A 21,667-nucleotide genomic window follows, 5' to 3' on the forward strand; every position below is an offset into this window, starting at 1 on the left:
ACCTGCTTACATTTCATTCCCACAAATGACGTGAGCTTCCCGAAAGTGGGAAAGTAGTGTCGCTTGGTTTAATAAATTCACAACAAAATCATATAGTTAATTTTGGCATGTATTTGGCCTTGATAAGTTAAAATAATTATCGAGACTGAGTATGGATATCAAAGATTCACTTGCCAATAATAAAAAGCATACACTTTCATTAAAAAAGATTGCTCTCAGCATAAGCGTTTTTGCTATTTTTATTGCTTTGACTTTTATTAATTTTGATGGGAATAGACTAGATTTACACGACTTCGTCGTTGCTGAGGTTCAAAGCGGCAAGCTGAAATTGTCGGTATCTGGTTTCGGTAAGCTACGCTCTAAACAAAGCCGCTTTATTACGGCCACCCATCGCTCTCAAGTGGAAGAAATTTACCATCTGCCTGGTAGTCGTGTGCAATCAGATACCATCATTATGCTGCTCTCAAACCCGGAGTTAGTGCAACTTTTAAATCGTAGCCGGCTTGCGTTAGCCAGACAAAAGGCCAGCTTTGAAGCCTTAAAACTCAGTCAACATAATGCACTTTTGGCCCAGCAGGGCCAACTTACACTGCTTAAAAGTGAACTTGCCAATGCACAAAACCGTGAAGAAGCTGAAGGTAAATTAATTGAGACAGGGATCGTATCTGCACTTGACCATAAGCGCTCGCAACTTGAGGTGAGCCAACTCGACGCTCGCGTAAAATTAGCACAGCAGCAGCTCATACAAACCAAAGCACTGCATGCGCAACGGTTACAAATAGAGCATGAGTTAACGCGTGAAGTAGAACTCAGTTACGCAGCAGCCAAAGCCGATGTCGAAAAACTACACGTGCGAGCAGGCATTAAGGGGATGCTTCAGGAAGTCAATGTGGAGCAGGGACAATCTGTTCAAGTAGGCGCACCCTTGGCATTGGTCGGCAGTGAGTTATCTTTATTGGCAGATCTTCAGGTTCCTGAAAAGCAAGCGAGTAGGGTGCAAGAAGGTCAGATAGGGATTATCAATACATTTAGTGGCGAGGTTGAAGCGCGAGTAAATCGTATTGATCCAGTTGTGAGAGATGGGCGCATTGCCATTGAATTAGAGCTAACAGGGACTTTACCTGATAATGCGAGACCCGCACTTTCTATTGAGGGCCGTGTTATCACTGACACAAAGCAAGCAGCCCTTTCTTTACAAAGACCAAGCTATATTGCTGAGCGTAGCGTCGCTTCTCTGTTTGTCCTTAATTTAAAAACAAATCAACTAGTTAAAACCCCAATCGAGTTTGGTACACTCGCAGGCAACGCCATCGAAATACGATCTGGTGTAAAAGCCGGCGAGCAAGTTGTCATCTCGGATATGTCTGATTTTAAACACCTCGCACAAATAACAATAACACAATAATAAGGAACCACTATGGCTAGTACACCAGTCCTCGAACTTAGAAATGTCTCGAAGGTATATTTTACTGAAAATGTAGAGACTCACGCACTTACTAATATTAATTTGAGTATTCACAAAGGTGATTACGTTTCTATCAGTGGGCCTTCAGGTTGTGGTAAATCAACACTCCTTAGCCTGATGGGTTTGCTAGATGACATAACTGAAGGCATTTATAAAATAGAGGGGGTGGATACGCAGAGCTTAGATGCAGATACACTTGCAGAGCTTCGTAACCTTCATATCGGCTTTATTTTTCAGTCATTTAATTTGATTGATGAGCTCTCTGTATTTGACAATGTTGCATTACCACTTATCTATCGAGAGCAACCTTTAAGCTACGCAGATATCGAAACACGAGTCAATCGTGCTTTGAGCCAAGTAGAGATTGAACACAGAGCAAATCATAAACCGAATCAATTATCGGGCGGTCAGCAACAGCGAGTTGCGATTGCTCGCGCGTTGGCAGGTGAGCCAAGTATTTTACTCGTCGATGAACCTACAGGTAACTTAGATTCTAAAAATGGTGATGCGGTGATGGCCATTTTAGAGTCTCTGAATCAACAAGGAACAACGATTTGTATGGTAACCCATGACCCCCGATATGCCGGATATGCGAAAAGGCATATAAAATTGCTTGATGGTGCAGTATTGCAATCTAATGATTCGGTTATCAAAGCGTCAAGGGAGATGGCATGAATATTACCCGTTTCGCACATCAGTTAAAATTAGCAGTGAACTCTTTGCGCCAAGCAAAAGGGTTCTCCGCTTCCATAATATTAACTTTGTCACTGACGTTAGCATGTTTTTTCGTGGTAATGAGCCTTTTTAGCAGTTACTTTATAAAGCCCCTCAAAGTTGAAAATGAATCACGATTAGTGATTGTCGAGCAAGATAATATTTACGCGGATAAAAACAGTTCAGGCTATCAGAGCTTTCAATCGATCGAGCATTGGTATAATACTCAGCAAGTGTTTGAAAAAGCGGCTGCAGTCAGTACCGCACAACGTATTATTGCCAGCCTACCAGGACAGCCCAAAATTCATGTGACGTACGCAACAAGTGAATACTACGAGCTATTTAAAGTCCCATTGGTATTAGGCCGCCATATAACCCCTGCTTCTAAACTTGAGGAAAAAGTGCAAGAGGTCGTTATTTCTTATGCTTTTTGGCAACGGTATTTTGATGGCGATGACTCTGTTATTGGCCAAACTTTGCAAACTGACGGTTTGCGAGAGAATTCATTTAAAGTCGTTGGTGTTGCAGCACAAGAATTTGTCGACCCATTTATGTTTAACGATGGAAAAGCGCAAGTATGGTTTAACTTTTCCTCAGACGTACGTTATTTCCGTGAAGAAAATCGCAGCCCTTGGTCAAGTTTATACGGTACACTTAAATTAGTGGGGATTTTAAAACACGGGGAAACACACAACAGCGCACAAACGAATCTGTATCAATCTACTCAGCAAGTGAAAGCACAGTGGAAAGAAGACTTTCCTAGCTTAGTAGACTTGAAACCCATTATAACGAGTTTTCGTGAGGCGGAACTGGGTAATAATGATAATTTAGCAATTTTGTTACTGGCTGGAGTCATAGGGTTACTGTGTATCGCATTATTAAATGTGAGTAATCTGTTTATCTCAAGAGCGGTTGTCAAACATAAGCAATTAGCGCTTCAAGCTGTATTAGGGGCTAAACAACGTGTACTGTTTCAAAGTATTTTATTAGAAACAAGCATATTAATGATTGCGTCTGTGCTGGTGGCATTGTTTTTAGCTGCATGGGGTATCAAACTGTTTGTCTCTATAAGTGAAGGGTTTCTTCCTTTAATTTCAGCGCTGTCTCTTGATATGACAGTGATGATAAGTGCATTACTGGCTTGCTTCTTACTGTCTACTTTATTTGCATTTATTACGAGCCGACTGATTAACTTTAACAAGTTACGTATGCAAATCCAATCTTCAGGCAAAGGAGCGGTGAATCAGGTTAGTGCTCGCACAATACAATTTATGGTTGGCTTTCAACTATTTTTAGCAACAGGGCTAGTCATTAGTGCAACCATGGTCTTAAGCAAAAGCCTAGAAACACTTAATCGGCCACTTGGCAGCGACACTGAAAACCTTTATACGGTCCAGTTTTTTATACAGAATATGGAAGAAAGTATTCCTGAACGTTACCCATATATAAACGCTTTCAAGGAGGCGCTTAATAATATAGAGGGCGTTGAGAAGGTGGCACATGGAGGAAGCCCTGTTGAAATGAATGTGCGTTCAACCACAGTGACGGATATGTCAGGGAAGGAGAGTGTGTTTACTCCGCAAGCATGGGTTGGTAGAGATTACTTTGATGTCACGGGCCTAAAAATCATTGAGGGACGGACATTTAGTGAAGCCGCAATTCGTGGTGAAAAACATGAGTTTTTGGTTTCAAAAGCGGTTAATGACTTACTTAAACCTGGCGGTAGTTTAGTCGGAGAGACGTTTATCAGTTTCGACCCCGATAACCCTGTAGAAGTGGTGGGTATCACGGAAAACTTTAATCACCCTAACTCTTTCGGTACTCACCAAGGACGCCAATTCTGGTTTGCTGCTCAGCCATATTCTTTTCCTTATGTCGTTAAAATGGAAGATGGAAAAAATTTGAGTCGCGAATTAGTATTTCAGGCGGGCAGGACTATTGATCCGCGCACAGGCGTTTGGCGACTCACAGATATACACCATGAATATGGCATGATGACACATATGGAGCGTATGACACGTAATTTATCAATTTTACTCGCGGTGTTTACTTTATCGCTCGCTGGAGTGGGTATTTATGGAGTGCTTAGTTACAACTTAGGCTTGCGCCGCTATGAACTTGGGATCCGAATGGCCTTAGGTGCAAAACGTAAAAGTTTGTATAAGCAGTTGTTTAAAGACACTATACTGCCGTTATTCAGTGCATTTATATTGGCAATATTAGTCTGTATATCAAGCTATCGAAAGGTCATTGAGCATGTAAGTGATTATATGATGTTCAATTCCATCTGGCTAACAGCGGTATGTGCGGGGATTATATTATTTGCACTGTTTGCGACTTTATATCCAATGAGCAAAATAATAGGCTCAAAGCCAATGGCATCGCTTCGCCAAGAGTAAAGAGTATGATGGGCTAATACATTCAGTTTTAGCCCAAAAATAATAATTAGAAAGGCAATATGAAAACAGTATTAATTGTTGATGATCTTATCGATGTTCGTTTGAGTGCGCGTATCGTGCTTGAAAGCCATGGTTTTCAATGCCTAGAGGCAGATCATCCAAATTCGGCTTTGACCTGTTTGGCTAAAGATAAAGTGGATCTGATTTTATTGGATATGAACTTTAGCCAAGATACCACTTCTGGACAGGAAGGGTTGGCGTTTTTATCTAAATTGGTAGAGCGTAACTTGAATGTTCCTGTGATAGTGATCACCGCTTGGGCAAAAATAGAGTTAGCTGTTCAAGCAATGCAAAAGGGCGCTTGCGACTTCATCGAAAAGCCTTGGAAAAATCAAAGGTTACTCGATGCGGTAAACAGCCATATTACATTTCCTACCGTGCGTCACGAAGGTCTTGAAACGTTTTGGGCATTTGGTGCTAATAGCACATTACTGTTAGAAAAAGCTAAGCGTATAGCAAAGACGGATGCAAATATACTGATCACCGGCGAAAACGGCACAGGTAAAAGCTTATTGGCGCAATATATTCACCAAAATAGTCAGCGATCCGCACTTGAGATGGTGAGTGTCAACATGGCTGCTATACCTGATAATCTGTTTGAAAGTGAACTATTTGGACATAAAAAAGGGGCTTTTACAGATGCCAAGGCGCATCGCGTTGGTCGATTTACTCTAGCAAATGGCTCAAGCTTATTTTTAGATGAAATCGGATGCTTACCAACATCGCTGCAGGCAAAACTTTTGCGTGTGTTGGAAAGTGGTGAATATGAAGAGGTAGGTTGTTCTAAATCTAAGCGCAGCAATGCGAGAGTCATATCAGCAACCAATGCTGATCTTGATAGGTTCATAAACGAAGGGCGGTTCAGAAAAGATTTATTATTTAGGCTCAATACATTAGTGATTGAGTTACCGCCTCTACGGTCGCGTTTAGATGAGTTGCAAGCGTTTTCAGAGCGGTTTTTAGTTAATCACACCAAAAAGTATGGCCTAACTGCTCGGACTTTGAGTGAGCAAGCATATGATAAGCTTAAAGGTTATCATTGGCCTGGCAATATTCGAGAGCTTTCCCATGTCTTAGAGCGTGCGGTGATTATGGCAGACTCTGATACGATCACCGCGCAAGACATTCAAATACAACAAGTAGATAGCACCCAAGTAAGTCATTTACCGCTGATGTCATTAGAGCAAGCAGAGCAAAAGTTGATCCACCAAGCGATTAATCATTTTGATGGTAATGTCGCTCAAGCAGGCGCATTTTTAGGGTTGAGTAAGTCGGCGATCTATCGTCGGATTGATAAATTTAACATTCCAATCAAGGGTGAATAACCACAATGTTGCCGACATCGCTCGAAAGACAGTTAATTTTCCTGTTCAGTGTGCCTATTTGTTTTCTGATATTCCTGAGTATCGCGATTTCTCTCTCTTTATCATTGGGTGGCTTGGAGTTTTTAACACTTATATTAGTGGTTTTGTTACCGAGTCTGTTTGCGCTTTATAAAGCTTACAGATGGGTGTTTGCATGCCTAGATGGTGTTTCGATGCAACTGGATAGTTTAGCCAATGATGAATTTACAATTTGGCAATTGGCATGTTATCAAGCTGGACGAGTTGCCTGTATTAAAGCAGAGCTTCAATCAATTGCTTGGCGAATGAAACACAAGCGTCAAGAATATGCTCAAAACGAGTCATTTATTTTTGATTTTATCAACGAGCTTGATTTACCTATTGTGGTGCTCGATCATCATTGTCAGGTTTATCATTACAACACCGCAGCTGGACGATTTTATCAAGGTGTTCATATTACAGGGTTTAATACTGCACAGCTCGCGCTTGAAAAGGCAAATGGGCGCTGGCAAACGATATCAGAGAACACGCGTTTCAAAGTGGTTGAACATGCGCTACTCAGGGGGAAAAGGCAATATAAGTTGATGGTGTATGTGTCTATTGAGCAACAATTAAGAAAAAATGAACAGCAAGCATGGCAAAAGCTGGTACGGGTTTTAAACCATGAAGTGAGAAATTCGCTCACGCCAATTTATTCGATGGCACAGTCTCTAAAAGCACTGCCGGGTGACTCGAATAGTGACTTAAAACACACTATGTTGGGCGTGATTGAAAGGCGCGCGGAGCATTTACTTGGTTTCGTTGCTAGTTATTCAAAGTTATCTCAATTACCAGCGCCTACAAAGCATTTTATCGCGTCTACAGAGCTTCAGCAGCGCTTAAAGGCATTGTTTCCTAATGTACATATAGAACAGAAACTTGGGCAAGAACTTGATCTGTATTGTGATTTAGAGCAGTTAGAGCAAGCGTTAATTAACCTAGTTAAAAATGCGGAACAGGCCAATGAGGTAACAGGGGCAACCAAAATTGAATTAGTGATCAGGCTCACTGAAGCATACAGTTGCATTGAAGTTATAGATAGAGGAGAGGGAGTGACTAATACAGATAATTTGTTTACGCCGTTTTACTCTACAAAAGAGCAGGGCAACGGCATTGGCTTGGTACTCAGCCGAGAAATTATTCGTGCGCAAGGTGGGGAGTTAACGTTAACGAGTAGAGTTGATAATCATGGCGCTGTCGCAACAATTGAGCTACCAAATATGATTAAATAGCCAGTTTGTTTAAAAAGAGTTGTAAAGGCGGTTTTTATTCTACTTGAAATGTATTTTCTGAGAAATTTATAAGAATATAATAATCAAAATTTATTAATAATATTGGTTTATTTGCTAGGTATAATCAGACGGTTAAACTTCTTTTAATTTAATAAAATGGAATTGTAACAGAGTGTATAAAAATAAAGCTTCTCTAACATTGGTTGCTGCGGCAATTTTATCTAGCCAAGTCAGCGCGCAAGAACTTACGATAAATAATGGCTTTGATGTTGATGTTTTGAATGAAGGTCAAGTGCTTAATCAAGTCAGTGGCTGGAATGCAATAAATTCGGCTGGCATAGTGAACCCAGAAATAACCCAGTTTACAAATGAAGCTGGCATAGAAAACGTTGGATTTGCCAATCAGGGCGGGATACTAACGCAAGATTTGGGTGTCCCACTTCGCGCAAGTCATGAGTACACAATCAGCTTTGCGGTTGGACAAAGCCATCAAATTAACTTTGGCAGCTACGCAGTGGGTTTACGAGTTGATGGTAGCTACATTCCAGTGTCCATTTCGGGGAGCCCTGCTCAAGGCACATTTACCAATGTAACGGGCAGTTTTACCCCTGATATATCACATCAAGCATTGATAGCATCTGGGGCAAGCGTCCAGATAGAGCTTTCAAATACGAGTTCATCCTCTTCAGCTGTTTATTTTGATAATGTGTCAGTAACACAAAGCGCAGTCTTAACCGATTATCCGTATATCAATGATGGTAATACTGAAATCAGAGGCGCATTACGATTAAAGCCAATGGGTGTTGCGCCTGTAGAGTGTCTACAAAGCCACGAAGGCGTGATGTATTACTCAGCTGACCTGCATCAAATTTTGATATGTGATGGCGTCAAGTGGCAAGAATTTAAAGGCGAGCAGGGTGAGCAAGGTATTCAAGGAGTACAGGGGCTTGCAGGTCCGCAAGGCGAACCAGGCATCCCTGGCATTGACGGTCAAATTGGCCCTCAAGGCTTACAGGGATTACAAGGTATCCAAGGACCACAGGGTATTACTGGACCACAGGGGCTAAAAGGGGAGGCAGGCACAACTCACTGGACCGATGGCAATAACACAGTGACTACAACGGTGAGTGTTGGCGTGGGTACTACAAGTCCGAGTGTGGCGTTAGAAGTTGTAGGCAATGCGATTGCAGATACACCAACGCAAAATAATCACTTGGTAACCAAAGAGTATGCGGATTCAAGAGACACCATTACGCGCAATGAGTTACAAAATCAGATTAACAGCTTAGTTGCACTAGTAAACCAACAAAGGGCTGAACTGGATGTGATTAATAGAAAAGTACTTGGTCAAGATGGCACGACCTGTAAGGCAATTTTAGCGAATAATCCGAGTGCTCCATCTGGTGTATATGTTATTGACCCGGATGGTCAGGATGTGGGTACTGACCCTTTTGAAGCATATTGTGACATGGAAACTGACGGCGGCGGTTGGACACTCGTTGGCACGTATTCAAAGTCAACTCCTGGTGGAAAAGCATATTTAACACAATATGCAAACACACCTGATACTACACCTAACAATCCGAGTTTAACTGGTATATATAAAGGGGATGTCTCTGAGTTTAATGCGGTAAGAGAGCAGTCTGGTTGCTCATCTTCTGGATGTAATAGTGTTTATGCGATTGATTTAAACGGTGGTGACGTTGAGACTATTCGTCGATCTTGGGCATATGAAGAGCAGCAGGCACAATACACGAGTGGACAATTGATCCCAAGCTGCTCAACTTCTATAACAAATTATGATCCTAAACATGAATCATGTGTTACCAGTGCAAGCTATAAAAACGCAACTGTGGTTGGTTGGCAACGCAATGTACATAACACAGCATGTTGGGTTGCACTGGGTACTGCGAGCGGCGGTACAGGTTCGGGTCAATGTAATGGCTCTAACTCCAATGGCACCCGTTGGGCATTATTATGGTTTAGATAATTTAAACTAGCGGATTGAGCTCAATAAATGGGGCCCTGTTATGCCCCATTTATTATGTGAATAGCATGAAAGGCGAGACTCTTCATTATTGTGTTATCTTTTTCCTGAAACACTTTTTCATGTGTGTCTTTATGTGGTATCAGAGCCAGCGTGTTTTTAACTTAATAGATAGCTAACTTTCTTAGATTTGAGGTGTCGTTTTATACATCGACATGTAAAATAAAGCTAAATAGTATTATGGCCTATATTTAAGGCTGTTGCGGTACAGCCTTCTAGATTTTTCAATATTTAAAAATATAACAATAAACTGAAGGACAAGAGACAAATGATCATCGAAATTCGACACTACACACTTAAGCCAGGAAAAAGAGAAGCGTTTATTCAATTTTTTGAGAGTACAAACCGTCAAGCCCTTCGCGATGCAGGCATGCTAGTGTTTGGACCAATGCGTGATTTGGAAAACCCAGATAAAGTACACTGGATGCGTGCCTTCTCATCACTTGAAGAGCAAACTCGGCTAAAAAAAGACTTTTATGAAGGGCCTGTTTGGAATACTGAAGTTGAACCAATCGCTATGTCGATGATTGAAGAGTTTTATGCCGAATTCACTGAAACAACAGATGGTTTTGAAGGGTTTTATTCAGAAACCTTATAAAAAACGTTTATATTAATTGGAACAGCTGAATTTTGCATCTCTATAAATTGATACATAAAAGTACGTTCATTGCGCTTTGTAGTGTGTCATTTTTGACAATGTTCTGTGAATCGACACAAGAGTACTGAGAGCAAAGGCGAGATTTTAAGCAGGTGGCTCAAAGACCATTTCAAGATTATTACAATGCAGCACACGCGCATCAATATTGGCTAACTGTAGTTGAGTGTGACACTGAAAACAAAGGCAAAGGTTGTGCTGGAGGTTGTGGGCATTTAGTGACAAAGCGCATTGTAGTGGATGAATCATTGACATCACATTGCACTGTATGGCGACTAAGTTGGAAGGACATACGGCATCAATGGGAAGAATATGTAAACGCTTCTGAAATGAAAAAATGCACAGACTAACGTTGCTTTACCTGTAACAGCACCGCCAGCTCTATATGGATAGTGGCGGTGCTGAAAACCTAATAGTTAAGTGAAAAATGAATGGGATCACACGACGGAAATATCGCGATTTAAGAAATAACGAGAGGTTGTCAAAAGACAATTTCTCGTTATACATGATTATGATAAATCAACTCACTAATTACGTTTTTAAATTTATTCAATTCAAATGAGTCGCTTATCGGCTAAAGCGTTGGCGTTGCTTCTATAAATGCTTTAAGTTTGGTGGCGATGTCACTTAATCCGTCATTAATCGCTTTTACCTCAGCATGTTTAATGGTTTCATAGAAACTTAAATCGCTTGCATTGCGATTGGCTGTATATCGCTTTGTAGATGTGATTGTAAATGGCACAACGCCTGTTCTGGTATCTATTAGGACTGCCTCTGTGATGCAAGATGCGCGTGTACGGTCTTTTTCAAATACGTTCCATTGTTTGAAATTATTACAGCTACTTTTGTACACTAAAATAAGGTCCGCTTGGTAACGTGCTGCTGCTTCTCTCAAAAATGGCACTGTTTTTTGCTCGAGCAGAGGCCCAGTACAGGCATTCCCTAGGAAAAGTGCTGCTAACTGATCTTGTTGCAGCGGGGGCAAACGAAGCCACAAATAGTCGTAAACAAGGTATTAGTGTGTGGCTTGAGCAACATGCCACAGACGTGGCGTAGAGTATGATATACATTGTGTAGTCTGTATGTTGATTAGACTACACAATGTAAAGCTTTGTTGTGCGTTGATAGAATGAATTGCCAGTTATTTATTGAGTGCGATAATCTTTTCTGCATGCTTTTTGGCACCAAATGGAAAAGAAGCTATTGATATTAGCGTTTTAAACAACATTAACGCGATCCCTGCGATAAACATATTGATTGGCAAAGCGATTAAAAGTGGCGTTGTTTCATAACCAAACCTCATCATTTTTGCAATTGACGATGAGTTATCATGGATGAGTTGGTCGAGGTAGTGACCAAGCATAAAACAAACCAAGCTTAAGATGAAAGAAAGTAACGGAATAAAAACTGCCTTAAGAGGTAAATGTTTGACTTTAATATGCTTAGATATGAGGAAGAACCAAAGTATCGAAGCTAAACTGCCAACAAAGAATATCACGCAGAAACCACCGCTTATTATCATGGAAAAAAGCCATACTTGTTTAGACATTCCCAATAAACTCTCTGTATTGGGTTTGTAGTTATCAATACCCAAATACACATAAATTGATAAATAAATAATGATAAAAACAGCGATAAGCGGTAAATGCTTTACAACTTCTATTCGCTCTTTTCGTTTTATTTTTTCGTATTTCTTGTTTCTTTCAGTAAGTTTTTTTAATGGGTCCACTTTTTAATTCTCATTCGTTCTTTGGTCAAGTATTGCCCAGCTGTGCTTTTGTCTATTTATCACGTTGAAAGCTTGCAGTGAAAGTACCAATACTATTTTTTTACCTTAGTTTTTATCTTGTTATTTGTCATTTTTATTGAGTATACCCTGTAGGCAGTGTTTTTGTATTAAAAATAATCGCATGGTGATTAGGATTTCTCTTACATTGGATCAAAACAAAATAATTAAGCCTACAGAGGGCCCATTTTTTAGTTTTTTGGCGGCATATTGCACGAATCTTAAGTGTTTGTGTTAAAAAGTTGAGATTAAGCACCAAAACACATGACTGGTCGCAAAATAGGTTAATTGTTTAGTGACGCAGAAGTATATGATTACCTTTGATACAAACCTCAGAGTTAGTCAATAGCTTTACGACATTGGGTAACTGTTTGATTTCTTGAGCGGTTGAAATGTGCAAGGACCAAGCTTTTTTGGTGATTGATATAAATAATGCAATTTTAATAAAGATGAAGGGCTTTCATTTAGGGCTCAGTTGACTCAGCTGTATCAGGATTCTGTTTTAGAGGTCATGACTATGGTTGCCGGAAGGTGATCGATAACGTTTATTTTTTATGTGCATAAGGGCCAAACAATGATGCTGGTATATTGCTGGCCCGTAATAAATACTTGTTCAGTGATTTTTATTTTACATAGCAACTTTTACGCTTAAATTAACAAGCAACCCACATAATACCTAGTTTATTTTCAACTGCGTGTTCTAATCCGTTTCTAAAAGTAACAAAACCATCACATAACTCGGATAGCTCAATGTCACAGGGTGTATGTTCAGGGTAGTTTACAGAAAACCACTCACAGTATCTTGATTTTATTTTTGAGTCGGTTAATTGATTCACTATTTTTAATAAGTCTGGGACCATTTCACTTTTAAATGCGAAGTTTTCATTCATGTTATCCATGTTAATGGCACTGTGGGTATCAGTAGATAACCATGTTTGAAATATGGTTCCAGCCCCTAATATGAAATCAGTTGTTCCATTGAGTATAAAATGAAAAGTGGGAACGCTTTTGTGGTTTATATCTGGGTTAAATGTCTCTACAGGCTGAGTTGGGAAGTCAATGTTTTTGTGAGTCAGGTTTAACGCCTTAAAAATTAACCTTTTCAGCTTTTGGGTGGTTTTTCGGCAAACTAACTCACCATCCATATACTCGAAAATTTCGTCTTCATTTTGTTTTAGATAATCAATGTGATGGTCAGGGAGCGAGAAAATTGTAAAATAAGATGCCATAAAAATTTATTCAGTTTTTTCTGTGATGAACTTGGTAATTCGTATTAGATTAATGTGATTTGACTATTTTTGGATGTAATTTTAAAGTACAAGTTTATAAAAGACTAGACAAATAACATCCAAAAACCAAGAGCGCATTATAAATTCGTACAGACCAACATACTACTAATAGTTTTACATTGGTCTCATATTTGAAAGTTTTACAAAGTCACTTTAAACGGTTGTAATATATGAACTTTAAAAAGCCTAATTACAACTCACAATGCGTCGATTTACGCTTTTCCATCATCACTTTGATCGCCTGATTTAAATTTTCTTTTTTAATATACCGTTTAGGTAATGGTTTTATTTTGTATACAAAATCACCGACAGACCAATCAATAGCTTCATTTTTAAACTGTGGGCTGATAACGGCAATATTTAGCTTAGGATCAAGCTTTTTAAGCGCATCGACCGTACCGAGGTGGTAGTTACTATGGAAAGCACCATTAAAGTGAATGACTTGACCATTTTTAGATTGCTTTAGCGCGTTAAAGATTGATTCTGCCATGGTGTTATCACGCGCTAGCTGAGCATAAAAGCTATTACTCATTTTGACGGGCCCTGATTTGGCCGTTTTTGAGCCGTGATGACCCATAGCAGTTTTAAATTTTTCTTGATATGCAGTCGAACTAGACGTGATATCCTGCGCGACCCATTTTTTTTGCGGGGCTTTAAATTGCTGAATATATTCAGGCCCTTTTCGAGCAACACAGCGCACAATACTCAGGGGCGTATTTGCTGCAATAGCACGTAGTTTGTTTTCACGTGCGAATTCTACTAAAGGGCGATAGTCACTTTGATAGTTGTCCCAAGCATCAGCTTGTTTTATCAATGTTTGCTCACCAATTTCATTGTTCAAATATTGATTCAATATAGTTTGTTTATCGCGTGCAAATTGCTCAAAGCTCAGTATCAAATTCGGGTTTTGTCTGAATATTAGAGGGAGTAAATTTGCCTGTAAACGGTGAGAGGCACTGTGGGTGTGGTATTCGCCTATAAATATTACGTCAACGCTGTTTAATTTTACAGCTAGCTGTTCAGCTGTGATAGGTTGCTCATCACTTGCACTGAACAAGGTATAATCATCTAGCATGGTCGTGCGCTTGGGCGACGGCATATCTTGTTGTGTCGTCACACACCCCTGAGCCAGTACGATAGAGGTTGATAGCATCACTGTTGCTTTAAAACGCCTGATTATTTTCATTAAAATCCCGTGGAACTCACTAGTTCGAATTGAACAATTATCAGTTGTAATGATAACTGTTCTCATTAGTGGTGTCGAGTTCGGTTTAATGTGTTGTATTGGCACTATTTCTTTATAAAACAGTAGTCCGCGTGAAACTCAAGGCAGGCTTTAAGTTGATAAATTCACTTTTTAAGTTTTTTGGCCTTTCAAATGGTTTAGAAAAACACCATATCATCATTGTCATCACTTAGATCTTTTTCTGAAGTGATGGCTGCTAAATCATCAACTAACTCATTAACTAGGGCGAGGCTTTTATCATCGTGTCTATCGGCTAAGTGCTCTTTTATTTCCTGAATTATTGAGTCCATGTGTTGTAGTTTTGCAATTTCATTAAGCCTAATATCGATTGCTTCGACAACATAGTGAAAAATATCTATTAATGATCCTTTATTATAACTGTCAGTTGGCATATTTTTGACAATCAATTCAGCCTGATTATATTTAAAAAAAGTAGATTGCCCAAAAGACTGAACGTTGGCACTGTTGGCCTCTAAGTCATTGAATAGTTCAAGTTCCATATCACATATGGCTTCATCATTATTTTTAAAATGATACTCTGTACCATCTGTGAGTGTTAACCTGGCTATGTAATCAAGCTCCCAGCTCTGCATTAGTGAAGATAGGTAACCAGAAAATTTGTTGATGTCGTTGAGGTTTAAACATTGGCGATAGAAGTGAATAAGTGCATTGTGATCAAGCTGGGTTCTAAACGTTCTGTCTGTTTGTATTTGAGAATCTTTCTTTGCGTGCTTTAAAGCGCGCAATCGCTTAGCTTGATAATCTAGCAAGCTGTCCAGTTTAATTTTTAGAACTTCTTTGCCAATATCTTTTTGTATGTAATTTTCTGCTCCAGCTTCAAATGCTCGTAATCGCCACTCTAAATCTGTTTCGCCACTTAAAAATACGGTTATCGTATCTTCTTTTTTAGGAGTGTTAATACGGCGACAAAACTCGATACTATCCCCATCTGGTAAATAAAGATCCAGAAGATAAATATCAAACTGTTGGTTATCTAAAGCTCTATTTGCCGCTTCTAAATTGTGACACCAGGTAAACTCGGCTCTATCTCCACCTAGTAGCTGGACTAAGTTAGCGTAAATCTGGTTGTCTTCGACTAAGAGCACAGAGAATTTTTTCATCGCTTGCAACTTGTGTTCAGATTAAATGAAGTCTTGATTAATAATTATGAGCAGCAATACCGCAAAAGCAATGGTTGTACCTGACATGTCTAACAGTAACGTTAAAGAGTAGAGCTGAAATTACATTTTTTTAAATTTGTAATTATTATTGTAACATTTTTTCGATGTGTACGGTCTGCATCTTAGCGCAAATGAAAATAAGGAAAATAAGTATGTTTGAGCTAGTAACTGATGTGATCAGAAATTTCTATATTTTGAGCTTAGTTTTAGGGTGTATTGTCTGCCTGTTGCTCTTTTTATCCAAAACAAAAACGCTCGCTTGTAGTCTCATAAGCATTTGGATTTTGTTGTTTGTGACAGAGCTAACCCAAGTTGCCTTTGTTATGACGGACATAATGGCATACACCAGTTTCATATCATTTGATGCTTTCTATGGACTGGTATTTTATTTTTATGTTCGTTTTCATGTAGAGGCGAAAAAAGTCTCTTTTGAAGATGTATTTCATGCGCTGCCTATTTGTGCAAGTTACTTGTTCAGTATGACTTGGGAGTTTTGTTTTGGTGTTGTGTGCGCCTTGTCATATGCGATTTATATCGTTTATTACTTAAATCAGCATCAGCCAACCTTTAAAATTGAGGTAACCAATCAACAATACGACAATTACGCTTGGCTTGTCGTTATGGCTAGGTTCCAGCTTGTATGCTGGTGCTTAGTTCTTTTACTTTTGTCTGTAAACGATATTTTTTCTGTGCCTGTAAGTAAATTAATTGCGTTGGCTAGCTATGTACCTATGAGCTTTTGGTTATTTTATTTGTCCTACTTTAATCAAATTAAACCGCTTTACGTACAAGGTAATGCATCTGAGCTTAGTGATAGTCTTCAAACACATAAGCATCAATGCAAGTCCTATGAGCACATAATTCGTCAACTTAATAATTCAATGCGTAATGATAAGTTATTTTTAAACCCTCAATTAAGTATTTCAGAACTAGCTAAACATATTGACTCAACAACCGCTGAAGTATCATGCACACTAAACACGCATTTAAATATGAACTTTTACGACTTTGTGAATCGTTATCGTGTTGATGAAGCAAAGCTTTTATTGTGTAAAACATCGCATAAAGTACTCGCAGTGGCTTTTGACGCTGGCTTCAATAGCAAATCTACGTTTAATAAGTTATTTAAATCTTATACAGGCTTAACTCCAAGCCAATTTAGAAAAGAAGCGTGTGGCTTATTTCATGATGACTCACAACGCGCTGTTAAATCCCTCACTCATTTATTGGTTGAATGAGTGTGCTTATCAAAAAAAGCCATCTAGTAGATGGCTTTAACCGAAGAGTGATGGGAGATAGTGTTTACTACTGGTTAGAGAAGAAGTTACTGCCTGCTCGATAGTCATGTATACCTGTTGTTGAGCGTTTGAAGCCACCTGCGACGGTAGATGCTTCTCCATTTGCTTCATTAAAGCGCCCGCCTAGTACAACCGCAGCTGGGCTGCCTGATTTATTGTCACTTCCGCCAACAACCACAGCATAAGGCGCGCTGGTAGTTGTCTGGTTAAATTGACCGCCACTGATAGAAGAGGCGATACCAAAGGCTGAGTTGTGACGACCGCCTATGACACTTGCAAGTTGCGCGTAAACTCGGTTTGTTTCACCACCAGAAATACTTCCCCAAGTTGCATCTGCATATATTGTATTGTTAGTGCCACCAAAAATACTGGCATGGTTCGCTTCAATAGTGTGGTTGCTACCTGACATGATGGCAGAACCATAACCACTGATTTGATTGCCAGAGCCAGCAATAACTGCGGATTGACCAGTCACTGTATTATTCCGCCCAGTAATTAATGTGCCTGTTGATTGATAGCTATGACCATCACCTAAAATGACATTGTGCGAGCCTCTACGATCAAGTTCAGGCGTTTGGCTACCATACTTGAGTGTGTTGTATCCCAAAATTAAGTTTCCGACACCATTGGCTGCGCTGACATTATTTTTCTTGTGTGTATAACCTGTACCATTTGCGATATGTAGGTTACAGCCATTGATCACCAGAGTGTTATCAACTTTAGTCATGCATTGTAAAATAGCGCGTAATGCATGGTCACTGTTTATTGGGTCGTTACCGTGGTCGTGTGAACTTGCAAAGGAGGTAGTGCTGATAAGTGCAATGCTTATTAGGGTAAATGATTTTTTTAAATTCAACATGTTGTTACTCCAAAATGGTTTGTTTTAGGTTATTTATCAGAGAAAAAGTAGCCAGCTTGATAGTCATCTTTACCACCGATGGTCCGGCTAAGGCCGCCACCGATACTGGAAGTAAATCCATTTGCACGATTGAATTCACCACCTAATACGGCACTGAGTTCACCATTGGCTTCATTGTTACGACCACCGGTGATGCTTGAAAGCGGACCATCTGTGAAGTTGTTTTGACCGCCTAAAATCATCGAGCTCTGACCTTTTGCAACGTTGTTTTCACCGCCATAAATCGAAGCAAAAAAGTTTTTAGCTGTGTTGCCTTTACCACCGGCAATTAAAGCGAAGTTATGAAACGGCAAGGTGTTATTTTGTTGTCCACCTAAAATCACAGAGAAAGCCGCTTCAGCTGTATTTGATTCACCGCCCCATATTACGCTGTTAAATCCTGAGACTTGATTATTTACACCAGCCACGGAGGTCGAATTTGCAAAAGCTGAATTGCTGTCACCGGCGATAATACTGCCAATTGACGAGAATTGATGTCCATCTCCAATCACTAAGTTATGCGAACCTGTGACTGTGTGTTGAGAAGCGGTTGTTTGTCTGTTGTATCCAACAATGACATTACCCTTACCATTTTTAACCTCGTTACCGTGAGAGCCATTAACAACTTGAACGTCACACCCTCGCACAATCAATGTGTTGTCTACACGCTCTAAGCAAGAAAGAATGTCAATTAAAGCAGTTTGTTCTTGTTCAGTGAGTGTTGTTGCTTGTGCGTTTATAGAGGCGGCTGAAAGTGCAACAACAGCAAATTTAGATAATAGTTTCATGTTCGTTATCCTTTAGTTTTGTCTTAATTAGTTTTGTTCGTTTAAAGCGTCCGCTCTATATGGGTCTTGCGAGTTGAAAGTACCCGCTCGGAATTCGTGGTCAGTGGTTGTTTGTCTGTCTGCACCACCTGCGATGGTGGAACGGAATCCTTTTGCGGTGTTATTTTGTCCGCCCAAAATGGTGGCAGCTTCTCGCGCTGCGGTGTTGTTACGACCACCGGCAATAACAGTCTGTTGTACTGTGGCTGTATTGTTTTGACCGCCTAGAATATTGACTTGTAGTGCTTTAACTACTTTGTTGTTTACGCCGCCAGCAATTGTGCTGTATTGTCCATCTAAATCATTACTTTGACCCCCTAAAATGACCATTGCATGAGAGAATTGGTCTGAAATCGTGTTGTTATTGCCCCCTAAAATACCGCTTAAAAACGCTTTGTTTGTATTACCTAGTCCGCCAGCAATGGTACCTCTGTCTGCATTTGCACCCTCGACTAAGCTACTAGAGCCTGTAACGAAACTAGAAGGGGCATGTACGGTATTTTTGGTACCTGCAATCAAAGAACCTGAACGGGTGTAAGTATGTCCGTGGCCAATGATTAGATTATGCGAGCCAGATTTAGAGACAGGCGGCTCCGTACTGATATCGTTATAGCCAATAATTAAGTTACCTGTACCGTTGTTAGACTGTGTATCATTGAGTCCATTAGTAATTTGTAGGTTACAGCCATGGATGTGAATCGTGTCATCAGATTGAGACATGCAACCTAAGATGCTCGACAATTTAGCGCGCTGATCAGCGTCCAAATGATGGGCGTTTGCTGATATTGATATGCAGGTTAGCCCTGTTAGTATGGCGAGTTTTTTAAATGTGTTCATATTAATTGCTCCAATTTAATATTGTTCTCACCTTGCGTATCCCTCTTGTGTAGATAGCTTGATGAAGTGTTTTGTGCTTGTTGCTAAGCACTGGAGCCACTTTACCTAGCGTGTACTTGCTAAGCGTCCCGGTCACTCTAAATAGACTCTTTTTATTTAGAGTTATTTTAATACATTGAATATATTGAATTTATTTTATTTTTATGAGGGTGCACATAAATGTAGACCTGGAAAGTAGTCGTTTTTAGTCCTTTTTAAGCTGGTATTTCAGTTGGTTTTTTGTTTAAAGTAGAAATGAGTATAAAAAAGGAGAAAATATGGTTATATCTGATGTGAAATATGTAATGTTGGGATGCCTAGTTTCATCTGGCGCATTGGCAGCCCCTGTATTTTCGGACTTTAGTGATAAGATAGACATACCAAATGTGCAACCTGTCACAGTTGAAAATCAAACACAAAAACAATTCAGTTCTTATCTCGTTGACATTAAAAATCAACAACACAATATATCAATTGGTGCGGCGTATTCGGCCCTCACTCCAGACGAGCAGATCAAATATAAGTATCAAAAAGGTATTTTACGTGAGACGGTGAAGTTTGACTCTATGCATAAGTACACTTTTGACGTGAGAACTTCAGCCAATAGTTTTGAGAAACAAACACATTATGTATTTTGGGAGTAGGGTACAGTTTGATGTAAAAAAGCGATTTGCTGTTAAGGCCAGTTAAGCAGCAAATCGCAAACAAGGTTAGATTACTTTTACTTAATCACATCCTTTTTGAATTGGCGTAGTCCACACTCTCACGACAAAATCATTGTAGTCATTGTCGTTTTGATCTTCCCAATACTGTTTGTCGCCATAAACAGTGTAGTTGGTGGTCAACTGGTTACTATTTCCGTTGATGGCTAGAACATAGTTGTAGCTGCTGCCAACTAGTACATCATAGCTGCCTGAGCCGCCATATTCGTCAAGTAGTTTGACGTAGCTGCCGTTAACTTTGACACCCCAATCATTATTATATCCAGCGCTTTCACTAACAAATTGGTAGTTGATACGGGTATATTCATCAGGAATACACTGAGGGTCGTTCTCAAGTACGGTACCAGGTAATGAAGCTGTTCCCGTTACGTTTTGATCCGCGGTTGCTTCTAGAGTGAATGTCTCGTCGCCTTCATAATCTTGGTCATCAATCGTGTTGATGACTACGCTGCCTACTGTCTCACCACTAGGTATAGTGATGCTACTTTGGCTTAAGCTGACGTCCGAAGCACTAGTGGAACCGTGCGTAATACTTAAATCAATGGACACATCTTGGTAATAGTCATCACTTAATGTGATTTGATATTCAAGCTGAGCACCTTCAAAAGCGGAGTCTTTAATCGCCTCTAAGGTAAACGACGGAATAGGATCGGTTTCACATGTTGGCGTAGTATAACAAGCAACTTCACTGTCGGTATTTGTTGCCAAATCATTTAAGCGTACCGGCACTGTTGCCAGTAGACACGTGTTACCAGATTGTGGGTTCATTTTGTAAAGCTTGGAGCGATTTACATGACCATAATCATTGATGAGTGTTCGACTAACAACGACTTCTCCAGCTTGGTTCAGTGTCGCGCCTGTAGCAGCAGTCAACGAATGATTTGCCAGCTTGGTGACTTCATATGTTGTTCTGTTGATTTGATAAACAGAGCGACTAGTAATTAAATAGAGGTTACCATCTTGGATAACCAAGTCGCCTCTGAATTTACCTTTTAATGAACCTAGAGCACCTAATTCAGTGGCAGCACCAGTCTCTTTGTTGATTTGATAAAGCTTTTTAAAGTCAGTACCAAGTAATGCGTTGCTATCAGGGTCAAAGACCATACTCAACACTTGTGTCGTTCTGTCGACCACGGTATGTGAGTTGGTATTGAAATCGTAATAAGCAAGACGTAAATACTTAAATCGCTGGCCTTCAATAGGTAAGTGCGCCTTTTGCTCTTCAGTGAGTCCGACTAACCCACTTATATCTACTTTGTATTCGATGGGTCTGGGTGCTGAAATGTAATACATGCGCTTATCTTCACTATCATAAGCTAAAGCGGAAGCGCTAAATTCGGCAAGGGTTTGTGCATATGCACTATTATTCTGCTCATTTAAGCCAAATAAAATCCCCACATCGCCACGTCCAGCATTAATACCAAAGAGCTCGCCTTGGCAAGTGTTTGCAACACTGAGGGAGGGTAGTGACGCGGTTGCGAGGGTTAAAATGGTTAGTGATGTTTTTAGCATGGTAACAAACTCTGTTCAGTTTATCCTAAGCAAGCTAACACAACACAAAGTAATCACACATCTACGTCCATTGTACGA

General features: G+C 39.9%; 19 protein-coding genes. 10 read left to right on the top strand and 9 right to left on the bottom strand.

What is annotated here, in order from left to right:
• Positions 1-151: 151 nt before the first annotated feature.
• The 8 genes from N473_RS14710 (at position 152) to N473_RS14745 (ending at position 10,304) form a co-directional block, all read left to right on the top strand.
• Positions 152-1,405: an efflux RND transporter periplasmic adaptor subunit gene (locus tag N473_RS14710; protein WP_063368569.1), complete on the top strand. Its 1,254-nt coding sequence runs from the start codon at positions 152-154 to the stop codon at positions 1,403-1,405.
• Between the two features lie 12 nt (positions 1,406-1,417).
• Positions 1,418-2,140 carry an ABC transporter ATP-binding protein gene (locus tag N473_RS14715; protein ID WP_063368570.1) on the top strand — a complete coding sequence of 241 codons (723 nt, stop codon included), beginning with the start codon at positions 1,418-1,420 and terminating at the stop codon, positions 2,138-2,140.
• Positions 2,137-4,578 (top strand): ABC transporter permease, encoded by a 2,442-nt coding sequence (locus N473_RS14720; protein ID WP_063368571.1) that lies wholly within the window; start codon positions 2,137-2,139, stop codon positions 4,576-4,578. Before N473_RS14715 ends, N473_RS14720 begins: the two co-directional genes overlap by 4 nt.
• 59 nt (positions 4,579-4,637) lie before the next feature.
• The gene (locus N473_RS14725) at positions 4,638-5,963 is read left to right on the top strand and encodes a sigma-54-dependent transcriptional regulator (RefSeq protein ID WP_063368572.1); all 1,326 of its coding nucleotides are present in this window, start codon (positions 4,638-4,640) and stop codon (positions 5,961-5,963) included.
• A gap of 212 nt (positions 5,964-6,175) precedes the next feature.
• Positions 6,176-7,252: a sensor histidine kinase gene (locus tag N473_RS14730; RefSeq protein WP_196766415.1), complete on the top strand. Its 1,077-nt coding sequence runs from the start codon at positions 6,176-6,178 to the stop codon at positions 7,250-7,252.
• Positions 7,253-7,424: 172 nt separating this feature from the next.
• A complete protein-coding gene (locus N473_RS26265; protein ID WP_063368574.1) occupies positions 7,425-9,242 on the top strand; it encodes a fibrinogen-like YCDxxxxGGGW domain-containing protein in 1,818 nt (605 codons plus the stop codon).
• A 325-nt stretch (positions 9,243-9,567) separates the two neighbouring features.
• Positions 9,568-9,897 carry a putative quinol monooxygenase gene (locus N473_RS14740; RefSeq protein ID WP_063368575.1) on the top strand — a complete coding sequence of 110 codons (330 nt, stop codon included), beginning with the start codon at positions 9,568-9,570 and terminating at the stop codon, positions 9,895-9,897.
• 152 nt (positions 9,898-10,049) lie between these two features.
• Positions 10,050-10,304, top strand: coding sequence for a hypothetical protein (locus N473_RS14745; protein ID WP_063368576.1), 255 nt, complete (start codon positions 10,050-10,052; stop codon positions 10,302-10,304).
• A gap of 224 nt (positions 10,305-10,528) precedes the next feature.
• Here the strand turns inward: N473_RS14745 and N473_RS14750 are convergent, their stop codons facing one another.
• The 5 genes from N473_RS14750 to N473_RS14770 all read right to left on the bottom strand — a co-directional run bounded on the left by N473_RS14750 (position 10,529) and on the right by N473_RS14770 (position 15,396).
• Positions 10,529-10,858 carry a hypothetical protein gene (locus N473_RS14750; RefSeq protein ID WP_155735621.1) on the bottom strand — a complete coding sequence of 110 codons (330 nt, stop codon included), beginning with the start codon at positions 10,856-10,858 and terminating at the stop codon, positions 10,529-10,531.
• Between the two features lie 237 nt (positions 10,859-11,095).
• Complete coding sequence (locus N473_RS14755) at positions 11,096-11,683, bottom strand: hypothetical protein (RefSeq protein ID WP_063368578.1); 588 nt, start codon at positions 11,681-11,683, stop codon at positions 11,096-11,098.
• A 710-nt stretch (positions 11,684-12,393) separates the two neighbouring features.
• Positions 12,394-12,969: a hypothetical protein gene (locus tag N473_RS14760; protein ID WP_063368579.1), complete on the bottom strand. Its 576-nt coding sequence runs from the start codon at positions 12,967-12,969 to the stop codon at positions 12,394-12,396.
• Between the two features lie 250 nt (positions 12,970-13,219).
• Positions 13,220-14,215, bottom strand: coding sequence for a ChaN family lipoprotein (locus N473_RS14765; protein ID WP_196766416.1), 996 nt, complete (start codon positions 14,213-14,215; stop codon positions 13,220-13,222).
• A 197-nt stretch (positions 14,216-14,412) separates the two neighbouring features.
• Positions 14,413-15,396, bottom strand: a complete 984-nt coding sequence (locus N473_RS14770; protein ID WP_063368580.1) for a response regulator — start codon at positions 15,394-15,396, stop codon at positions 14,413-14,415.
• Positions 15,397-15,608: 212 nt separating this feature from the next.
• Between N473_RS14770 and N473_RS14775 the strand changes: the two genes are divergently transcribed.
• Positions 15,609-16,694: a helix-turn-helix domain-containing protein gene (locus N473_RS14775; protein ID WP_063368581.1), complete on the top strand. Its 1,086-nt coding sequence runs from the start codon at positions 15,609-15,611 to the stop codon at positions 16,692-16,694.
• A gap of 67 nt (positions 16,695-16,761) precedes the next feature.
• On the opposite strand, the gene N473_RS14780 is transcribed toward N473_RS14775, so the two are convergent.
• From N473_RS14780 to N473_RS14790, 3 genes are read right to left on the bottom strand one after another with little or no spacing between them, the layout of a single operon-like run.
• The gene (locus N473_RS14780; protein ID WP_063368582.1) at positions 16,762-17,613 is read right to left on the bottom strand and encodes a hypothetical protein; all 852 of its coding nucleotides are present in this window, start codon (positions 17,611-17,613) and stop codon (positions 16,762-16,764) included.
• A gap of 29 nt (positions 17,614-17,642) precedes the next feature.
• The gene (locus N473_RS14785; protein WP_063368583.1) at positions 17,643-18,440 is read right to left on the bottom strand and encodes a hypothetical protein; all 798 of its coding nucleotides are present in this window, start codon (positions 18,438-18,440) and stop codon (positions 17,643-17,645) included.
• 27 nt (positions 18,441-18,467) lie between these two features.
• The gene (locus N473_RS14790; RefSeq protein WP_063368584.1) at positions 18,468-19,316 is read right to left on the bottom strand and encodes a hypothetical protein; all 849 of its coding nucleotides are present in this window, start codon (positions 19,314-19,316) and stop codon (positions 18,468-18,470) included.
• Positions 19,317-19,633: 317 nt separating this feature from the next.
• Between N473_RS14790 and N473_RS14795 the strand changes: the two genes are divergently transcribed.
• Positions 19,634-19,999, top strand: coding sequence for a hypothetical protein (locus N473_RS14795; protein WP_063368585.1), 366 nt, complete (start codon positions 19,634-19,636; stop codon positions 19,997-19,999).
• Positions 20,000-20,080: 81 nt separating this feature from the next.
• Here the strand turns inward: N473_RS14795 and N473_RS14800 are convergent, their stop codons facing one another.
• Positions 20,081-21,589, bottom strand: coding sequence for a hypothetical protein (locus tag N473_RS14800; RefSeq protein ID WP_063368586.1), 1,509 nt, complete (start codon positions 21,587-21,589; stop codon positions 20,081-20,083).
• Positions 21,590-21,667 lie beyond the last annotated feature (78 nt).

It is taken from the genome of Pseudoalteromonas luteoviolacea CPMOR-1, assembly GCF_001625685.1.
Taxonomy (GTDB): domain Bacteria; phylum Pseudomonadota; class Gammaproteobacteria; order Enterobacterales; family Alteromonadaceae; genus Pseudoalteromonas; species Pseudoalteromonas luteoviolacea_K.

Bases quoted from the DNA above. Each gene is read 5' to 3' on its own strand.
- N473_RS14710 (WP_063368569.1), top strand. From the start codon at position 152: ATGGATATCAAAGATTCACTTGCCAATAATAAAAAGCATACACTTTCA.
- N473_RS14715 (WP_063368570.1), top strand. From the start codon at position 1,418: ATGGCTAGTACACCAGTCCTCGAACTTAGAAATGTCTCGAAGGTATAT.
- N473_RS14720 (WP_063368571.1), top strand. From the start codon at position 2,137: ATGAATATTACCCGTTTCGCACATCAGTTAAAATTAGCAGTGAACTCT.
- N473_RS14725 (WP_063368572.1), top strand. From the start codon at position 4,638: ATGAAAACAGTATTAATTGTTGATGATCTTATCGATGTTCGTTTGAGT.
- N473_RS14730 (WP_196766415.1), top strand. From the start codon at position 6,176: ATGCAACTGGATAGTTTAGCCAATGATGAATTTACAATTTGGCAATTG.
- N473_RS14740 (WP_063368575.1), top strand. From the start codon at position 9,568: ATGATCATCGAAATTCGACACTACACACTTAAGCCAGGAAAAAGAGAA.
- N473_RS14760 (WP_063368579.1), bottom strand. From the start codon at position 12,969: ATGGCATCTTATTTTACAATTTTCTCGCTCCCTGACCATCACATTGAT.
- N473_RS14765 (WP_196766416.1), bottom strand. From the start codon at position 14,215: ATGAAAATAATCAGGCGTTTTAAAGCAACAGTGATGCTATCAACCTCT.
- N473_RS14770 (WP_063368580.1), bottom strand. From the start codon at position 15,396: ATGAAAAAATTCTCTGTGCTCTTAGTCGAAGACAACCAGATTTACGCT.
- N473_RS14775 (WP_063368581.1), top strand. From the start codon at position 15,609: ATGTTTGAGCTAGTAACTGATGTGATCAGAAATTTCTATATTTTGAGC.
- N473_RS14780 (WP_063368582.1), bottom strand. From the start codon at position 17,613: ATGTTGAATTTAAAAAAATCATTTACCCTAATAAGCATTGCACTTATC.
- N473_RS14785 (WP_063368583.1), bottom strand. From the start codon at position 18,440: ATGAAACTATTATCTAAATTTGCTGTTGTTGCACTTTCAGCCGCCTCT.
- N473_RS14790 (WP_063368584.1), bottom strand. From the start codon at position 19,316: ATGAACACATTTAAAAAACTCGCCATACTAACAGGGCTAACCTGCATA.
- N473_RS14795 (WP_063368585.1), top strand. From the start codon at position 19,634: ATGGTTATATCTGATGTGAAATATGTAATGTTGGGATGCCTAGTTTCA.
- N473_RS14800 (WP_063368586.1), bottom strand. From the start codon at position 21,589: ATGCTAAAAACATCACTAACCATTTTAACCCTCGCAACCGCGTCACTA.